We start from the raw sequence: 18,665 nt of genomic DNA on the forward strand, positions 1-18,665 counted from the left end.
CCTACTTCGCTCGGAGTCTATGGATTCGCTCGCTCGTTGAGGGTGGGCTCTCCGCCTCTTTTGGGGAGCGTGGGTTCAGACCGTTTTCGGGTCGCGACAGCGATTCGTACTGATCACTCGTCGTCGTGAAGCAGCTCGAAGATTTCGGAGTCGGTCTGGAACTTCAGTAGGTTGTGGACGACGGAGTTGCGGACGTTCGAGACCACAGACCCGTGTGCCTTGTAGAAATCGTGGATCCACTTCGACTCGCTTTCCCGGTCGCGGAACATCATAATCGTCTTCCACTGGTACTCGCCGTTCGAGATGAAGTACATCAGCGTGTGGCGGTCGTCGATGATGTCCTCCATCGCCGCGCGCCACTCCTCCTCGAAGTTGTCCGGGTCGAACTTGAACTCGAACAGCGCGAAGTTGAAGAACTGCTCGTTGGGGAGGATGGCTTCGCGAAACACTCCCGACTCCCGCATCCGTCGGATGGTTTCGCTGATCGTTACGTGCGAGACGTCGATATCGTATTTTTCGGCGAGGACGTCGGCGAGCTCCCGAGAAGAGATCTGGGGATCCTCCGAGATCTCCTGCAGGATCTTGATGTCCCGCTCTTTGAAATTCCAGTCCACGTCGTCGGCTGTCGAATTGGCTGTCATGTGATTTCCTCCACCGGTTCACCACGCTGTGGAACCGGTACCGATTTTGTTTCCACTTAGCAGTGTTATCTCGTGTCGGAATAACGGTTACCATACTGTTGTAGAGCGTTCTGAATGCCTGACGGATAATGCGTGACTCCCGGATGGAATGATTGTAAAATGGGAAACAAATGCCCCCCACCGACGTTCTTGACCTCATACTGTCGGACGTAACTATCCGGAAATTCTCGGCACCACGAGGTGCCGAAATGTTTCACGAACTTACGTCCGACAGTATCAGCATCTTCTCCCCGATCAGCCGTTCTTCGAGGCGCTGGACACCACGCCGCTCCGCGCTCGTGGGCACGGTTGAAACCACCGCCACAGCTCGATTATAGTGGTGTTTGCAACTGATTACACATCCGATCGCACGCTGTCGTGCGATCCTGTGAAAAAAGACTTGCAAACGCTACTATGGCGAGAACCCACGACCTGTTCTGGTGTCCCTTCGTGGGTCGGTAGTCACTCCCACGAACGCTCTTGTCGTAAAGAGCATTGTATATTCGAATGGCAAAGGCCAAACGTCTCTCTCCTCTACTAATAGGTAATGAGCGAGTCAAAAGACACGGCAACGAGACCAAAAATATCCGTTGCAGTTGTCGATAAGACGCACGCGAACGAGATCCCGGACAACATTGACTCTGAACTGTACACGACAACGAGACCGGAGTCATCGTTGGTTGAGTTCGCGGCTGACCCTGACGGTGAACTGGCGGAGGCACTCAGGCGCAACGGATTCGACGTGTGAGCTGATCCGCTGTTGATCGCTTGTTCTGTAGAATAACGGTATTCTGGTTGTTTTCCGAGGCTATGTAGGATACCACACGTATATTCCAAAGTGAATCTTCACTCACACGATCGCACGACTGCCTTCGATCGGATGTGTAATCAGTTGCAAACGCTACTATAGTGTGTGACCCTTCACAGTACCGCATTTTATAATCGAACATATCTAATTATAGTATGTTAAGAATTTGGACAAGTCGAGGGTTCACGGGGATCACATCGCAGTGAGAGGCCAATTCGGTACAACTCACACAAACAGATGAATCGGGACTCAATTATGCGATATTTGAACTTAGACCGAATTAGCGTGGCCGTCGTACGTTCCGACTACGTCCGAAGTTTCGTCACTGACAGCTGGATTCGGTTGTGATAAACATTCGAGAGGGCTCCACGATCATACTCCCCAGCAGGGTAGGCGGAAACACAAGTCTTCTCCAACTGCGGATGCTGAGCGGCGTACAACGGCTTGAGTACAAGCCTGTCCTGCGTGAGTCTCTCGTAGAGCGAGTGGCACTGTTCAGATAAGGACGAAGAGTGAGGCGGTACGATTTGCTGTTGATCTATGCCAGAAATCGACCGCCTCAAGCGAAGTACCGGCTGTTTCGAGTGAGATTTTGTGGAACGAGAGGTGACACCGGAATGGGCGATGAAGCCGGGTATTCGACTTCACTTTGCGGGACTCTCGTTGTCGAATACCGTCGCAGAGCCTGCGCGGTTCGGTTTCGATCGGTGTCGTGCCACCTGTTCTTGCAGCGGGATATTTCGCTTCCGGACCAGTCGGATCGGCTCGCGGATGCTCGGGACGTGTTCGCGGAGCTGTACGCGTATGCCGAGAAGGAACCGCCGGAGTACGTGCCACTGGAGACACCCGCCGAGCAGGAGCACGATCCGGGGCGTCGGAAGCGGATCAGTGCGCTGTCCGACGGACTGTGTGAACTTGATTTCAAGGATGACGGGCGGATTGTCGCTGATTTCTCGGCACATCTGGACCAGCAGCAATGCTGGGAGTTCCAGAAAGGCCACGCCAGCCCATATCCGGGCAGGTATTTACGGGCCGGCGGTTCAGTTTGAAAGTGCGAACAGGTTCCAGAATTGGATTGATGAGCCCAGTGTCATTGAAGATGCACGACGCGATACCGAGACAGCCGCTGACGACACCGGTATGCTGTCTCGGGTCACGCGGCTCGTCCGAGGGTAACAGATATGTCTGATCACTCATCTCACCGGCGGTTCGACGGGACGTTAGTCACGGTACCGTTCGGGGGTGAAAACGTCGAACGGATAGCGCGAAACGAATACCGGATGCTTCTCGACGAGCACGATTCTGAGGATGTGCTCGTCATCACCGGTGCGCCGACGAGCGCGGACACGTTCCGTGAAGCGTTAGGTGAGGAACTGCCGGGCGCGGCGACGCCGTACGTGACGTCGCCGGTGGTGCACGCGACCGATGTCCTCAACCAGACCGATGACCGCGTCATTCTCTCCGACGCCCTGCGGCGGGAACTCCTGTATCGGTTCCTCGCAGACTACGAGTGGGAAACGGAGTACCTCCAACGGGCGTCTGCGCAACCGTCGTTCATAGAGGATGTGGATGCCGTGATGGGCACGATCTCCTGGCAGACGGTCAGGCCTGACGATACTCCGGAACTCCGTGACATCACGGCTGCGCTTGACGCGTTCCACGAGTGGCTCGCCGAGCACGGGCACATGGAGCGCGGGCAACTCATCTCGGAAGCGCTCGATGTCCTCACCGGGGATGCCCGCGGCGACGTCGTTGATTTCAACGCGGTGCTCGCAGTCGAGTTTGAGGAGTTCTTCCCGCTTGATCGCGCGTATCTCGACGCCCTCGCGGGAGACTGCGAGCTCGTCTGTGTCGCCGAAGAGCACGCGAGTGTGCGCCGGACGTGGGTTGAGACAGGGCCAGTCACGGACTATGTTTCGTTCAGCGAATCCCGACGTGGGGCATCGGGGACGCCGTCGGCGCGACCAGCTGCGACGGCAGCCTATTTCGCCGACGAAACGGTCCCAGAAGATCCGGGAGTTGGGTCGGTGTCCGTCCTCGCTACAGACTCCAGTGACGAACAGCTCGCCGAGATTGCGAACGAGATCGAAGACCTCGTCGCGCAGCCGGACTGGGGGTACGACGACATCGCTGTCGCCACGAAGCAAAGCGGTAGTGCGGTGACGGACGCTATCGAAGCGCTCGAAGGCACCGGGATTCCGACGGAATCGACAACCGTCACCGGGTTCGGTGACGACCCTGCGATTCGGGAACTCCTCGCGGCCGTTCGGTATCTCGCCGACGATGAAGATGATGGACCCGACCACGGTCCGGAGCTCGATACGGACCGCTTGGACCGAGTCAGCGAGACGGAGAGTGTCGAAGATGCGATTCACTGGTGGGCGACAGACGCTGGGTTGAAACAGCGGATCGCGGAACGGGCGGCCCCGTTGGATGCACGGGCGCAGTTCGGGAACGTCCGACGGGCGTTCCGCATGGCCGAGTTCCTCGAAGAGACCGAGTTCGTGGAAGCGACGTGGGAGTCCTTCAGGGAGATGCTCGAACGCGCTCACGAATACGCACCGCAGCAGAATCAGACGAGCGCGACGGACCTCGACGGCGGCGTCCGCGTCGATCACTTGCAAGCGATCAAGAACGAGTCCTTTCGCGCGGTCTTTCTCGTAAATCTCGTCGACAGTGAGTACCCAGGTGACCCGTTCCTGACACGGTTGTTCCCGAGCGAGCGAGTCGCGTCGATGCCGGACTATCCGGGTGTAACGGAACTCGATGGAGCGGATGTGGATGCGACGTTCCCGACGACGTCGACAGCGTCAGGACGACCGTTCGCGCAGTACCACACGGAGCACGCGCGGCGACGGTTGGCTGTCGGTGCTGGCGCGGCGACAGACCGGCTCTACTGTTGTCTCTACGAGTACGAAGACACGGCGCTCGAAGAGCGTACGCAGGCGTCGCGGTTCCTCACAGCAGCGTATGAGGATCTTCCGTGGGTGACCGAGGCCGATGAGCCACACATTACGAGTGAGCAAGCAGCGGAGCAGTACCTGCTGTCGCGGGTTGACGACGCGCTCGCGGAGGTGCGCCGCGCGAACAGTCAGGACGTGACGGTGTCGCTTGACGAGGTCGAAGCGGAACTCGGAGAGATTCAGGACCTGCTCGAACAAAGCGGCTCCCGAGGAGACGAGCTCCGAGAAGCGTTGCGTGCACGTGTCGAATTCGCTAACGGGGAGGTGCGGCGATGAGTTCATCGCTCTCCCCGTCGCGGTTAGCGAACTACGCGACGTGTCCGCGGCTGTACGACTACCGCTACGCGCAAGACGTGAACGCGCCGGACCGTACAGAACTGTATCTCAACCAAGGAACGATCTACCACGAGACTATCGAGGACGTGTGTGATGCGACTGACCGCGATGACGACCCGGAGACGATACACAACCGGGCGATGCAGGTCTTCGATGCAAAGTGGGACAAACACAGTACCCCGGATGACTACGAATCCGCTGCGCATCAGGAGTACCAACGAGCTGAGAATCGCGCTGCCATCGCGTCATTCTTCGATCCGGACGGCGGTGACGGGATCGAGCACGCTCGCTACTCGATCACCACGGAATGTTGGGTGGAGTGCGAAGTGGATGGTCGAGAACTCCACGGGAAAGCTGACAACGTCGTCCGGACTGATGACGGGCTGCACATTTTCGACTACAAGCGGAACACGGACGGGGTTCTTTCGTCGGGGACGGCCGAGTACCTTGGCGACCATTTCGACGGAGAGGCCCACGAACCGAAGCGGGTCCGGAACGCGTTCCAGACGGCGACATACGTCGAAGGCGTGAAGAACGAACCGTTCTACGAGGACGGGATGGAGGTTCGGTTCAGTTTCTACGGGATCCTCAACAGCACGTCGTTCGAGAGCACCCCGAGCGGATACGACGTGTCCGCGCGTGGCTGGCCTCGGGAAACCACGGAAATCTACGAGAACCACTACGACACGATTTGGGCGCTCATCCGTGCCGCACACGACGGCATCACGGGTGAGACGTACGAGCCGGAACCGCTCGACCTTATTACTGAGGAGGCGTGCCCGGACTGCGACTATCGAGAGATGTGTGCTGACCGACTGTCCACGGAGGTGCAACGATGAGCGGCGAGTCCGAGTACCCGTCCTGGTTCCCGGTGCCGGAAGAAGACGTGTCCCCAGAGCCTCAACAGCGGACAATCATCAACTCCGATGCGTACCCGATGCGTGTCCTCGCCGGCGCAGGCACGGGGAAGACGTTCACGATGGTGCGGAAGATCGAGCACCTCATCGACGAGGAAGACGTCTCGCCAGACCGGATTCTCGCGTTGACGTTCACGAACAACGCGGCGGACTCGATGCGGGAGAAGCTTAACGCGAAACTTGGGACAGCGGGGTACGACATCGACGCGTACACGTACCACTCGATCTGTAACGAGATCCTCACTGACTACGCGTACGAAGCCGGAATCGACCCGGACTTCGAGGTCGCCACGGACGCCGAGAAGTACGCTATCGTGCTGGATGTTCTCGACGACATCGAGTACCGGTCGGTCAAACCCAACGTGTACGGCAGCGACGGGTACGCGTCCGGCGCTGCGTCGAAGCTGCTCAGTTTTATCGGGTCGATGAAGCGCAGCGGTATCTCGCCAGACGACATCGACGCGTTCCTCGGGCCCGCCGACCGCGTCTACGATCTCGCCGACCTCCCGGAGCGCATCGAAACGATTGCCAGCGATCATCTCGGCGGCCGGTCCGTGTCGAGCGTGCTGGATTCACTTCCCGATGTGCGCGATGAGCTCGCCGTGGAACGCGATGCATTGGGAACGGACGGGATCGAAGCCAGTGCTCGGGATTTCCTCGACCGGCTCGTCGATCTGTGTGATGCGCTTGAAACCGCGTTCGAGGCCCACGAAGATGGCGAGCGTGACCTGCCAGACAACGCGTACAAACTCCCGAAGTACCTGTTCGGAGGATACGCAAGCGGTGCTCCGAAAGGGATCCCGGACGATCTGGATCTTGAACTCACGGACCACCTCGACTCGTTCGTTTCCGACTGTCTTGCTGCCCGAGATCTCACCGCCGGGTACGCTGCGTACGAGCGAGAACTGGACGAGCGCAATCTCCTTGACTTCGACGGCCTGGTGGTCGAGACGGCTGCGCTGATGGACTCGCCGGTTGGTGAGGAAATCGCCGAGCGGTGGGACTACGTATTCTGCGACGAGTTCCAGGACACGGACCGCCTCCAGTTCGACCTCGTCACGTCACTCGTCACCGACGATAATCTGTTCGTCGTCGGCGACGACGATCAGGCGATCTACGAATGGCGCGGCGCGAACGTCGCCAACATTACCGACGAACTCGACCGCGCATTCGCAACGCTCACGGACGAACCGCTGGAGGAGAACTTCCGCTCCCGACAGCCGATCCTCAACCTGGCGAACGAAGCGATTCAGAAACTCGATCACCGCGAACGATACAAGACACTGATACGCGTCGACGAACCTGCGTACGACGGCGACACCGTCGCAACCGTCGAACTGCCGGACGAGGACGATGCGGACGGTGCGACCCAGCTTCGCACCGTCGTCCAGAATCTGGTGAGCGGCGCGGCAGACAACCTCGACGAGGCGTACGACCCTGGCGACATCGCGTTACTCGTCCGGAAGAACGCCCACGCAACACCCGTCATCGAGGAATTCGAAGACGCTGGCATCCCATACCAGGTTGCTGGGGATCTGGCCACGGAATCAGTCGGCGTCGGCACCGTGACCGCCTACCTGAAGGCACTCGCACGCCCCGAAGACGAGGTGAGCTGGAACCGCGTCCTCCTGATGCGATACCGGCTCTGCGATGCGGACCTCCGTACGCTCAACGCGGGCGACGATTCACTCGTGGACACCCTCCGTGAGACGCCGCTCGAAGAGTTCGAGGAGCCCGACCGCGTCGCAGAAGCCCGCGAGCACGCCACGGAACTACTCGACATTCGTGATTCGGCGTCGCTCAGCCACCTGTACCGCGAACTCACGGACCGCACGAACATCGAGTGGTATCTCAGCGAGCAGGAGCGCCGGGATCTCACCCAACTGAAAAACGTCATCGAACAGTACGGAGACAGTGCCGTCCAACCTCCGCTGACCCCGGAGTTCATCGACTCGCTCGAACACTACGACTCCCTGTTCGACGAGAGTGGCACCACACCCACGAGTCAGCCGGATGTCGCCGACGACGCGGTCAACGTGATGACCATCCACAAAAGCAAGGGCCTGGACTTCCCGGTCGTCCTCATCCCACAAGTCACCGCCGACGAGTGGGCACCAAGTTCACGCACGTACGACGCGCTCGAAACCAGCCTCTCGGATGGCCCAGAGGCAGCGTTCGCGCAGGACTTCGTCGAGCGTGATGCTCGTGAGACCCGCCGTGTGTTCCACGTCGGGATCACGCGAGCCGAGGACATCCTCGTCCTGCAGGGTGGCAGCGAGGAAGGCGACGATGCTGCGGACGAGGATTCGGTTTCGGAAGTGGTCGGCGAGATTCTCCCATCTCGAATCCCGTGGCAGCCGAAGCGTGGACAGCTCCCGCTCTGGACTGATGTCCAAGAGTGTCTCCCGGACGACGCAGTAGACTGGACGAACACGCTGGCCAGCGAGACCGTCGGAAGTGTCGGCGGTACTGTCAGACACGATGGGGAAGAACTCGCGGTTGGGGTTGCGCTCGACCGTGTGCTAAACCTGGCAACGGCCACTCTGGATGGAAGTCTCTCACCGAGAGCCGAGCGGGAAATCCTCCAAGTTGCGTCGCTGACTGGCCCGTCGACACCGTCGCCATCGCTCTCCCACAGCTACACGTCGCTGGCGACCTATGAGGAATGCCCGCGGAGTCACTATCTGGACTACGTGGTCAATGCGTTCCCCGACTATCAGGAGACCGCGGCCACGAGCGATGCGAAGGGAGGTGCATCGCAACGTGAGATCGGATTGCTGTTCCACGACACCGCTGAGCAAGCCGCGAATCAAGGGGTGGAACGTCGTGAGGAGTGGTACGAGATCTGCGAGCGACTCGCCAGTCAGCGCCGCGCTGAGGACGCGCTCTCGGCGGCAAAACAATGCATCGACCGGTACTTCGAGTTAGATCTCCCCAGTTACGAGATCATCGACGCGGAGCGAGAATTCGAACTCAGTATCGATGGGCACGAACTCGTCGGCTATATTGACGCCGTCTACCGGACGCCTGACGACGAACTGGTCGTCATCGACTACAAAGCGACCGAACGTCACCGCGACTTGGAGGACGATAAGCAACTCCCGATCTACCTGTTAGCGTGCCGTGACCTGTACGATGAGCCTGTCGCACGCGCGGGATACGCTTATGTCGGTGACATCGGGCCGAAAGTCGAATCCCGAACGTTCAGCGATGGTGATCTGGAAGCAGTCAGAGATGACGTGACGTCGTCGATGAACCATATTGCTGAGTTCTCGTTCAGTCAGTACACTTCGGGTGAGCACTGCCGGTGGTGTCAGCACAACCAACTTCCCTGCGCACCGGCCTCGTTTACCGTCGGTTCCGGGTTCGAGGAGTGAATAGTCGACACCAAGCGAAAACAGTTTCCCGTACATCCAGTTCCCACCTCGCCTGCATCCCTCGTCAGATTCGGTGTCTTGGTCGCAGTGCGAGAAACACTCCGGTGGGATTCCACCCGAATTCTTAAGTCATTATCGCAGTAATCATTATCCTAAGTATGACCTTCTTCGACCGGGAGGAAGAACTCGATACACTCACGGGTGCGGTGGAGTCCCCCGGTTCGGACTTCGTTGTCGTCTATGGCCGGCGTCGGGTCGGGAAAACGGAACTCCTCAAAGAATTCTGTGCTGACCGTCCCCACATTTACTTCCTTGCCGCGCAGGAAGCCGAGCATCGACAGCGCGAGAAGTTCCTCGACCAAGTTGCGGACTACTTCGACGAGCGCGTCCCTCGAATCGACAGTTGGGACGAAGCGTTCGAATACCTCGGGGAAAACCTCCAGCGGGAGGACCTTGTCGTCGTCATCGACGAGTTCCCGTACCTCGTCGAAGAGAACGACTCACTCCCATCGTACATGCAAGCATTCGTTGACCAGGAGCTCGATGGAACGGACTCGATGCTGGTGCTCTGTGGGTCGAGCGTGAGCACGATGGAGTCAGAGATCTTGAGTCACGAGAGCCCACTGTACGGGCGACGAACGGCCCAACTCGACGTAACGCCGTTCTCGTTTCAACAGGCACGAGAGGTCATCTCATACAATATCACGGACGCGGTTCGCTCGTATGCCGTCACAGGTGGTACCCCGATGTACCTCACGCTGTTCGACTACGACCAGTCGCTCGCGGCGAACATTCGATCACACGTCCTATCACCGTCTGCGGTACTGTATAACGAACCCGAGTTCCTCCTGCGCACCGAGCTCCGAAACCCAGCCCGGTACATGAGCATCCTCGAAGCAGTCGCACTGGGCCATACGACACCGAACGAGATCTCCGGCGCAACGGGGATCGATCCGGGACCGCTCTCGAAGTACCTACAGACACTTCGCCGACTCCGCCTCATCGAACGAGATGTGCCAGTCACGGCCTCGGGGAAGAAATCGAAGCGGTCACGGTACCGGGTTGCGGACGAGTTCCTTCGGTTCTGGTTTCGGTATGTCGAGCCGCATCGGTCCAGTATCGAGGAAGCACCGGAGATCGTGTACGACGGGACGATTGAACCGGACCTCCCAACGCACGTCGCAACCACGTTCGAGGACGTATGCCAAGAAGCCGTCTGGGAAGGGATTCGACGCGGCGCATTCGAACCGTACTCGGAAGTCGGTCGCTGGTGGTACGGAGAAGAGGAAATCGATATCGTCGGGCTGGCACCGAACGACGACCGAGTCCTCCTCGCCGAATGTAAGTGGACGACGGATCCGGCTGGGGAAGACCTCGTCGAGAGTCTACGAGCAAAGGCGGAGAACGTCCGATGGGGACCGTCGGATCGAGACGAGCAGTTCGCCCTGTTCTCGAAAAACGGGTTCGTCGCCGGTCTCGAAGCACAACTCGATGACTCGTGGTCCTTGTTTACTGTAGCGGACATCGACGACCTACTCACGCCGTCCTGAGTACCTCAACACCAATCGTAGGGAAGTATATACGACGGACAATCAACATCAGATAGTTAATTCCGGAGGGGATTCTGGCTTACTTCAGTTCGGACAGGCCCTCTGAATCGCTGAGTTGAGTGGCGGGAAGACGACCAAAGTTTCTCGCGCGCGCCGCCGATTACACTCTCTACCCAAGTATTATGTCCCCACAGGGTCACTCAAATGCGAACGAATCGCATAACACCGGCGACCCCCGTTCCGCAGCGTGATGAAATCCAAACGGCCGAAGAGGGGTTCCTTTATGAGCGACGTACCGCCGTCTGCCAAATGTGGCCCGTTACGCAGAATGATGGGCGCTGCAGGATTTGAACCCGCGACAACTTGGTCCGAAGCCAAGCACTCTGTCCAAACTGAGCTAAGCGCCCTCGCTCGCAGATACCGGGATACGGTAATTTAAACCCACGGATTCGCCCCGGACGAGTCCGCGTCCTTTATCTCGAAGCCGCGGAACGGACGACCTATGAAAAGCGGCGGAACGATCGGGACAGAAACTGCCCGGGGTCTCCTCGGACTCACACGGCCGGGGAACGCCATCGCCGCCGGCGTACTCACCTTCACCGGCGCGTTCGTAGCCGCGGGACTGGCGTCGGGACCGCTCGCTGTCGTTGCCGCCGTCCTCGCCACCGTCTTCGCGACGGCGGCGGGGAACGCGGTAAACGACTACTTCGACCGCGAGATCGACCGCCTCAATCGCCCGGAACGTCCGATACCGCGTGGTGCCGTTACTGCACGCGAAGCACTCGGTTTCAGCGTTGCACTCTTCTTCGGTGCCGTGGCCGCCGCGGTCGTGCTCCCGACCCTCGCGATCGCCATCGCCGTAATCAACCTCCTCGCGCTCGTGGCGTACACGGAGATATTTAAAGGCCTGCCAGCAGTCGGCAACGTCGTCGTCGGCTATCTGACCGGTTCGACGTTCCTGTTCGGGGCTGCCGCAGTCGGCCAACTGGATCAGCCGGCCGTGCTCGTGCTGTTCGCGCTTGCGGGATTGGCGACGGTGACACGAGAGATCGTCAAAGACGTCGAGGATCTCGCGGGCGACCGCGAAGAAGGGCTTCGGACGCTCCCGCTCGTCGTCGGCGAATCGACGGCCCTCCGGATCGCCGGCGCTATCCTGGCCGTCGCCGTCGTGGCGAGTGTCACTCCGTATCTGATGGGAACCTTCGGCGTTCTCTATCTGGCGCTCGTCGTGCCTGCCGACGGGGTGATGCTCTCGGCGGTCGTACGCTCCTTCTCTGACGCCTCGCTCGCCCAGCAGCGACTCAAACGCGGGATGTTTCTCGCGACGGCGGCGTTCGTCGTCGGTCGGGCGGTCGAAGTTGTCGGCGGAGTCCCGGGATACTGATACTGTCGGCTGTAACTATTGCAAGAGAGCCGCGACATTCTTCGCAGACGTACAGCAGACACTACGACATTCGACTGGCGGACCGCCGATCCGTCGACTGATCGTGCCACATTTCGTTAGGAGTAATCAAAAAGAATATTATCTGTACCCGCTATCGTCTATTCGTCTAATGACTCCCGGCGAGTCGATCCATCGGACGATCAGTATTTCCCCTTTAGCCGGCGGTTCGGCGCCGAGGAGTTCAGATGTATGACCTCGGCACGGACCTCGATGCAGAGGTCCCACCCGGAACGAATGTCCTAGTGAGCGGCCCGCCGCTTTCCGGAAAGCGGTCGCTCTGTCTGGACATCCTGGCATCCGGGACGGAGCAAGGTGAAGGTGCGATCATCGTCACTACCAAAGACGGCGCAGACCGTGTGCTGGACGATTTTGGATCGCGTGTCTCTCTCGAAGACCGGCCGGTCGCGATCGTCGACTGCGTCACCCGGCAACAGGGAGTCGTGGAGATCCGCGACGACGACCGGATCAAGTACACCTCCTCGCCGGTCGATATGACGGGAATCGGGATCAAAATCTCGGAGTTCCTCCAGTCGTTCTACCAGGATCGCGGCATCGAGCGAAACCGCGTGATGCTCCACTCGCTTTCGACACTTCTGATGTACGCCGATCTGCAGACGGTGTTCCGCTTTCTCCACGTCTTCACCGGTCGCATCCAGAGCGTCGACGGGCTGGGCGTCTTCGCCATCGACGCGAGCGCCCACGACGATCAGACGATGAACACGCTGAAACAGCTGTTCGACGGCATCATCACGACCCAAGAGGACGGGCCGCCGTCGGTCCGGCTCGCGAACGACTGATCAATCACTCACGACAGTCGGTATAAAAGGGAACCGAACGACCACTCTTCGTCGACTTCACCCGTCCTCTCTCGCAGTCGATTTCCCCGAGTTACGGAACTGGCGGTCCCGCACGTGGTGGATACACGGTGCGTCTCTCGTTTCTCGTATCACTCATTCTCCTGGTCGTCGTCTTCCGCCTCGAGTGCCTCAATGACCTCGGGAAGTTGCTTATCGAGAAAATAGCGCAGCAGGCGATACACGACGAGTGCGAACAGACCGAGTAAAACGAGATCGAGGAGATACAGTTCCAGCAGTTCTACGGGAGTCAGATCGGCGAAGTCGATATCGCCGAATAACAACAAAGCTTCGATGGTGGCCACGAGAATGAGGAGGGGCGCAAACAGAACGAATAGGCCGATGAATAGAAGCGTCAGTTTTTGTCGTCGATCTCCCGAATTCATAGTCTCGGATTTTACTGTTCGTGAATTAAGTCTGTGGGCGTCAATTCGGGATAGCTGGCGGGTCGTCGGACCTGACGAGTCGGTTGCCATTCTTGTAGTGACGTTTACAACTGATTGCTCATCGGATCGTACGACGTCGTGCGATCGAGTGAGCGAAGAGTTCCAAACGCTGTTCCCGTAATTCGTCTCCCCGCACATCGCATCGCAGCAGTCCCCTCAACCCCTCGCCAGTCGTCCTGTCCTGACCGACGCGCCAGTATTTTACTGCCTGCACACGCCCATTATCGTATGCACGTCACCGGCGACGACGGACTTCGATCGATTCTCGATTCGGAGACAGTTGCGGTTGTCGGCTGCTCGACCACTCCCGGGAAGGCTGCCCACGACATCCCCGCGTACCTCAAGCGACACGGATACCGGGTCGTCCCGATCAACCCCTTCGCCGACGAGGTGCTGGACGAGCAGGCCTACGATTCGATCGCGGACGTGCCCGAATCGATCGAGATTGACGTCGTGGACGTGTTCCGGCCCAGCGAGGAGGCGGGCGACATCGTCGATGCCGCCGTCGAGCGCCACGAATCGGTCGGGGACGTCGACGCCGTGTGGCTCCAGTTGCACATCACCGACGCCGAGGCTGGACAGCGGGCCACGGACGCGGGGCTCGACTTCGTTCAGGACAAATGTATGAAAGTGGAGCACGCCCGGCTCGTCGACTGACACTGATTACTCTCACTTTTCACCGCCGAGCGCCACCGCCGCTGGCGGCGCTCGGGGGGAGGAGACGAGCAACGGGGAATTGTCAATCCGTCAGCTTCTGAGCGGACGCAGTACGTCCGGAAGGATCGTTACCGTTCAGATCTCGGACTCGGTCTCTTCGACCGTGTCCGACTCGGATGCGTCGTCCGCCTCCGAGGTCTCGCCTGGGGCGTCGGCCGCGGTCGACCGTTCGGCTTCGGAGATATGTGCGTCCGCAGTGACGCGCTCGACGTCGATGTCTTCCCGCTCTGCGAGCGCTTCGAGAAGCGCACGCATCTCCGCAGCCTCCTTTTCGAGGCGGTCGACGCGGTCGCTGGTCTCCTGGGTCGTCTCACGCATCTCGACGACCTGATCGCGGAGGTCGTTCAATCGCGTGTAGACGTCCTCTGCCATATCCGTCACTTTCTGGAGCTTCTTTGCCGTCCCTCCGAGTCCCATACTCCTACTGCGACCCCTGGGTTTGAGTGCGTTCCGCCTCGCAGGTGCAGAAGAGCGGCAGTCGTCACCGAAAGGGGACGCTCGCCGTCGCGTCCGCGCAGTCGTTCCGTCACAGATCGTCTGCGTCGATCCGACCCATCAGCCTTCGAAGCCCGCCGTAGATGGCGACGGCGACCACGACGACGGCCGCGACAGCGACGTACTCCGCCCGTCCGGCGCTGTCGATGGCGAGCCGCGAGGCCGCGTTGACCGGGCCGTGCGGTAACAGGGTCGTGCCCCCGAAGACGAACAACACCCCCACGGAGTAGAGGAACTGTGCGGCGCGCCGTTCGGGTGTGAGCAGGGCGATCGTAGCGCCGAGCCCGCAGATCAGGAGGGCGAGTCCCGCGACCAAGGCGAGCAAGGCGAACACGTTTGCGACGGCAGTGCCGTTGAGTTCCAACAGGAGCACCCACAGCGCGGCCTGTGCCGGGGCGAGTCCCGCCGCTGCGAGCAGCTTTCCGTCGACGACGTCCGAAAGCGAGACGGGCGCGACCCGGAGCAACTCCAGTGTCCCGCGGTCGATCTCCTCGGTCAGGGAGTCGACGGTGACCGACCCGGCGATGAACACCGGCAAAAAGAGCAGGAGCGGCAGCAACACCGTGTAGGTGAAGCCGAAGTACGGGCTGGACGATGCCTCCGGCGGCAGATCCAGCGGCGTCGACGACAGGAACGCCGCCCGGTCGGTCCGCTCTGCGCGCTCGAAGGAGCGGACAACGTCGCGCAACTGCACGACGACGATCGTCGTCTGCACGTTCGAGTCGGGCGCGACGGCCCGGACGAACACTCGTTCGTCGCGCGTCTCGGCGACGATCACAGCGTCGATTCCGGTCGCGCGATACTCCTGGAACGCTCGCATTGCCGTCTCCTCGGAGCGGTAGAACTCCGCATCGACCCCGCGGACCTCCCGCGAGGCGCGGATCAGGTCCTCCGCTGCGTCGCCGGTTACCGCGACATCCACGTCGTAGCCGTCGACCTGTCCCGGATCGTACAGCGAGACGAGGCCGACGACCAGAAACGACGAAAACGCCGCGATGAAAAGCTGCAGCGTCAGCGCGAGGACGATCGTCTTCTCCTTCCGCAGGCTCCCGAGTTCGCGGCGGGCGATCGTCACCCGCGGGTCCGTGCGGTCAGCCAAGGTAGGTCACCACCGTGAGGTTGTAGGCCGTGTGCACGAGGACGCTGCCGACGAAGGCAGCGGCGTACCACCGCAGGTCCCGCATCGCGCCGAGGGCGGTCAGTCCCGCAGTGACGGTGTGGAGGACGAGCGGTGCGAAAAGCAGCCCCGCGGCAGAGAAGATGCCGATCCCGGAGGGGGCGAACGCGGCCTGGCCGAGCGCCAACTCCGGAAGGCCTACGACCTGCGCGACGGCGGTGAACTTCTCGCCCACGAAAAAGCCCAGCCCCGAGAGCGCCCCGAGGACGAGCGCGACGCGTCCGGTTCGCGGGAACGTCCCGCTCTCGAACGCCGCAAAGACGTGGAGGCTCTTCGCGAGTTCCTCGACGACGGCGACGACAAAGAGGAGGAGGGGAACGGTGATCGACACCGGCAGCGCAAACAGCATCGCGATCGCGAGCAACTCCGCCACGAAGACGAAGGGGATCGAGAGCCCCGAGAGCACGGCGACGTCGCGCGGCCGAGAGACGCGCGCATCGAGGGCGTCGAGGAACTTCAGCGGGACGGCCCGCTGGGTGAAGAGATCCTCCTCCCGGTAGATCCCGATCCCGAGCAGGAACAACACGCCGGCACAGAGGGTGAACGGAACCGTCGCAAACAGGAATGCGCCGGGCGTCACCGACGCGAAGGGCTGGAGGTCACGCACCACGACCGTCAGCGGCGAGATGAGCGCGATCGGCGTCACGTTCGTGAAGATCGCCGGCACAAACGTGTACGCGGTCAGGAACACCGAGACGGTGACCGTGACGAAGGTGAGTTCCTTGAACGAGCGGGCGAACATCGCTCCGGCGAACGTCGCCGAGAGAAAGACCAGCGCGATCGGGAGGACTGCGGCGACCGCGACGACGCTCCCGCCGACGGCGACGGCGATGAGCGCCGTCACAGCGACCATCGCGCCGAGGTACGGCAGCGTCTTCCCCGCCACGATGTCGCCCGGGGAGACCGGCGCGACAAGCAGGAGTTCGCCGCGGCGGTTGATCCGCTCGTTGAGCATCGTGCTCCCGTACGCCTGGACGACGAAGTTCATCGGCACCAAGAAGACAAAGGCGAGGACGAGCGAACCGAACGGGAACGGCGGCTGAATATCGGCGGGGCCGCCCGATCCGCCGCCGAGCGGGTTGATGCCGCCGAGTGCGGGGACGCCGAGGGGTCCGCCACCTCCGTTCGTTGCGGATCCGTCACTACCGCTGTCGTCGCTCCCTGCGGTGGCTGTTCCGCCATCACCGCCCCCGCCGCCACCGCCGTCGGTCTCGGCGCTGGTCCCGCCGCCGGCGCCGTCGCCGTCTGCAAGCGCGCTGTCCGGGATGCCGTCCGAGCGGGAGACGTACTGCAGGACGGCGACGACCGGGAACGCCGCGGAACCGTTCTCCTCGGCCTGCATCCGCCCGGTGTTGTACTCGCGGACCGACGTTCGGAGTTCCGCGAGCGCCGCGCGACCTTTCGGCGTGTCGGCGGCGCGGAACTCGCCGTTGTGGATGAGGACCTCGACGTCGCCGTCGGCGAGCGCGTCCGGTTCGGGCGGCCGCGGATCGAGCGCGACGCTCCGTTCGACCGGTTCGCGGTAGGGGCTGTCGGCGGCGACTCCGACGCGGTAGATGTCGCGATCGAGCGCGACGCTCCCGGCGAGCGCCCCGGCGCCGAGGATCGTCCCGGCGAGGAGGAGCGCCAGGACACCGAGGACCGCCGTCCGACGATCCACGATCCCGACGGACCGCTCGATCTCCCAGCGGGCGATGCGCCGGATGGCCGCGAGATGCTCCCCGAGCGGCCGTTTCACTGTCGGCCGCCCCCGTCGCTTTCGGTCGTCGCGGGCGATGTCTCTCCGGCGAGATCGAGGAAGATGTCCTCCAGGCTCTGCTCTCTCGTCCGGATATCGACGACTTCCCCGCCCGCCTCGACCGCGCGTTCGCGAACCCGCTCGACGGCGTCCATATCGGCAACCACGCTCCGGTACCGCTCGGATTCGGACCGCTGATCCCGCTCTGCGCCCTCCACCGGGACGGTCGTGAAGACGTGGTAGCTAGTCGTGCCGTACTGCTCGCGGATCTCGGGGACGGTTCCGCGGGCGATGATCTCGCCGCGGTTCATAATCACGATCCGGTCGCAGATGCTCTCGACGTGATAGAGGTTGTGCGCGCTGAAGACGACTGTCTTGCCCTCGTCGGCGAGTTCCCGGGTGAACTCCAGGACGTAGTTCGTCGTCAGTGGATCCAGCCCGGACGCGGGCTCGTCGTAGATGAGCAGGTCGGGGTCGTTGACCAGCGAGCGGGCGATCGCGACCTTCCGCTTCATCCCCTTCGACATATCGCCGAGGCGGCGCTCCCGATGTTCGAGTTCCAGCCGATCCAGCGTCTTCTCGGTCCGCTCCCGGGCGGCTGAGCGCGGGACGTCGTAGAGGTCGGCGAAAAAGGAGAGATACGAGCGGGGCGTCATATCCTCGTACAGCGGCGACTCCTCGGGGAGAAAGCCCAGGTTCCGGCGCATCTCCGGATCGCCGGCGTCGTAGCCGGCCACCCGCGCGACCCCCTCGGTGGGCTCCACCAGGCCAGCGAGCATCTTCAGCGTCGTCGTCTTGCCCGCGCCGTTCGGCCCCACAACACCGAAGATCTCCCCCCGTTCGACGGCGAAGTCGCTGTCGACGACCGCGGGGAACTCCCCGTAGGTCTTCCGAAGCCCCTCGACGCGAATCTTCGCCATTACCGGCGCGACGGCGGCGCTCGAAATAAACCCGACGGCTCCGCCGTCGGGAGTTCCACCGAATCTTTAGAATATCGGTCCGGAGTCCCGCCGGATCTCTAAAATCCCAGTCTGAGAGATCTCCGGCCGGGCCGCCGGCGGCGTCGGCAGGGCGGCGTCGTGCACCCGTCCGACGCCTTACAACTAGATGACAGGCACGGAAATACTCAAGTTCCCGACTGCGGAGGTACAAACCGACGGAGG

General features: G+C 61.4%; 14 protein-coding genes, 1 tRNA gene and 1 pseudogene. 9 read left to right on the plus strand and 7 right to left on the minus strand.

The annotated features are described in order from the left end of the window. Positions 1-113: 113 nt before the first annotated feature. A complete protein-coding gene (locus RJT37_RS08820; protein WP_311170903.1) occupies positions 114-641 on the minus strand; it encodes an Lrp/AsnC family transcriptional regulator in 528 nt (175 codons plus the stop codon). A 586-nt stretch (positions 642-1,227) separates the two neighbouring features. Here RJT37_RS08820 and RJT37_RS08825 point away from each other — a divergent pair. The 6 genes and pseudogenes from RJT37_RS08825 to RJT37_RS08850 all read left to right on the plus strand — a co-directional run bounded on the left by RJT37_RS08825 (position 1,228) and on the right by RJT37_RS08850 (position 10,631). Further along, a complete protein-coding gene (locus tag RJT37_RS08825) occupies positions 1,228-1,428 on the plus strand; it encodes a hypothetical protein (protein WP_313689584.1) in 201 nt (66 codons plus the stop codon). A gap of 654 nt (positions 1,429-2,082) precedes the next feature. Continuing rightward, positions 2,083-2,208: pseudogene (locus RJT37_RS08830) on the plus strand (IS6 family transposase); the annotation flags it as partial. Positions 2,209-2,669: 461 nt separating this feature from the next. Continuing rightward, a complete protein-coding gene (locus RJT37_RS08835) occupies positions 2,670-4,727 on the plus strand; it encodes a PD-(D/E)XK nuclease family protein (RefSeq protein WP_313689586.1) in 2,058 nt (685 codons plus the stop codon). Then, the gene (locus RJT37_RS08840) at positions 4,724-5,626 is read left to right on the plus strand and encodes a RecB family exonuclease (protein WP_313689589.1); all 903 of its coding nucleotides are present in this window, start codon (positions 4,724-4,726) and stop codon (positions 5,624-5,626) included. Before RJT37_RS08835 ends, RJT37_RS08840 begins: the two co-directional genes overlap by 4 nt. Then, positions 5,623-9,081 carry an ATP-dependent helicase gene (locus tag RJT37_RS08845; protein WP_313689591.1) on the plus strand — a complete coding sequence of 1,153 codons (3,459 nt, stop codon included), beginning with the start codon at positions 5,623-5,625 and terminating at the stop codon, positions 9,079-9,081. The genes RJT37_RS08840 and RJT37_RS08845 overlap by 4 nt, the downstream gene beginning before the upstream one ends. A 158-nt stretch (positions 9,082-9,239) precedes the next feature. Beyond that, positions 9,240-10,631 carry an ATP-binding protein gene (locus tag RJT37_RS08850; protein ID WP_313689593.1) on the plus strand — a complete coding sequence of 464 codons (1,392 nt, stop codon included), beginning with the start codon at positions 9,240-9,242 and terminating at the stop codon, positions 10,629-10,631. 332 nt (positions 10,632-10,963) lie between these two features. Here RJT37_RS08850 and RJT37_RS08855 read toward each other — a convergent pair. Continuing rightward, positions 10,964-11,038 (minus strand) — tRNA-Arg (locus RJT37_RS08855). Positions 11,039-11,133: 95 nt separating this feature from the next. Between RJT37_RS08855 and RJT37_RS08860 the strand changes: the two genes are divergently transcribed. Together RJT37_RS08860 and RJT37_RS08865 are read left to right on the plus strand one after the other, a co-directional pair. After that, entirely contained in the window at positions 11,134-12,015 is an 882-nt protein-coding gene (locus RJT37_RS08860; protein ID WP_313689594.1) for a geranylgeranylglycerol-phosphate geranylgeranyltransferase, read from the plus strand. Between the two features lie 245 nt (positions 12,016-12,260). Then, positions 12,261-12,872, plus strand: a complete 612-nt coding sequence (locus RJT37_RS08865; RefSeq protein WP_313689595.1) for an RAD55 family ATPase — start codon at positions 12,261-12,263, stop codon at positions 12,870-12,872. A gap of 149 nt (positions 12,873-13,021) precedes the next feature. On the opposite strand, the gene RJT37_RS08870 is transcribed toward RJT37_RS08865, so the two are convergent. Then, positions 13,022-13,315, minus strand: a complete 294-nt coding sequence (locus tag RJT37_RS08870) for a hypothetical protein (protein ID WP_313689596.1) — start codon at positions 13,313-13,315, stop codon at positions 13,022-13,024. 288 nt (positions 13,316-13,603) lie between these two features. Here RJT37_RS08870 and RJT37_RS08875 point away from each other — a divergent pair, with 288 nt between their 5' ends. Beyond that, positions 13,604-14,032: a CoA-binding protein gene (locus RJT37_RS08875; RefSeq protein WP_313689598.1), complete on the plus strand. Its 429-nt coding sequence runs from the start codon at positions 13,604-13,606 to the stop codon at positions 14,030-14,032. A gap of 135 nt (positions 14,033-14,167) precedes the next feature. Here RJT37_RS08875 and RJT37_RS08880 read toward each other — a convergent pair whose 3' ends face one another. The 4 genes from RJT37_RS08880 to RJT37_RS08895 all read right to left on the minus strand — a co-directional run bounded on the left by RJT37_RS08880 (position 14,168) and on the right by RJT37_RS08895 (position 18,422). After that, on the minus strand, positions 14,168-14,509 hold the full coding sequence (locus tag RJT37_RS08880; protein ID WP_313689600.1) for a DUF5798 family protein: 342 nt from the start codon (positions 14,507-14,509) through the stop codon (positions 14,168-14,170). A gap of 109 nt (positions 14,510-14,618) precedes the next feature. Then, positions 14,619-15,686 (minus strand): ABC transporter permease, encoded by a 1,068-nt coding sequence (locus tag RJT37_RS08885; RefSeq protein ID WP_313689602.1) that lies wholly within the window; start codon positions 15,684-15,686, stop codon positions 14,619-14,621. Beyond that, a complete protein-coding gene (locus tag RJT37_RS08890) occupies positions 15,679-17,502 on the minus strand; it encodes an ABC transporter permease family protein (RefSeq protein WP_313689604.1) in 1,824 nt (607 codons plus the stop codon). The genes RJT37_RS08885 and RJT37_RS08890 overlap by 8 nt, the downstream gene beginning before the upstream one ends. Beyond that, positions 17,499-18,422: an ABC transporter ATP-binding protein gene (locus RJT37_RS08895; protein WP_313689605.1), complete on the minus strand. Its 924-nt coding sequence runs from the start codon at positions 18,420-18,422 to the stop codon at positions 17,499-17,501. Before RJT37_RS08895 ends, RJT37_RS08890 begins: the two co-directional genes overlap by 4 nt. Positions 18,423-18,665: the final 243 nt, after the last annotated feature.

The organism is Halobellus marinus (assembly GCF_032113415.1).
GTDB classification, from domain to species: Archaea; Halobacteriota; Halobacteria; order Halobacteriales; family Haloferacaceae; genus Haloquadratum; species Haloquadratum marinus.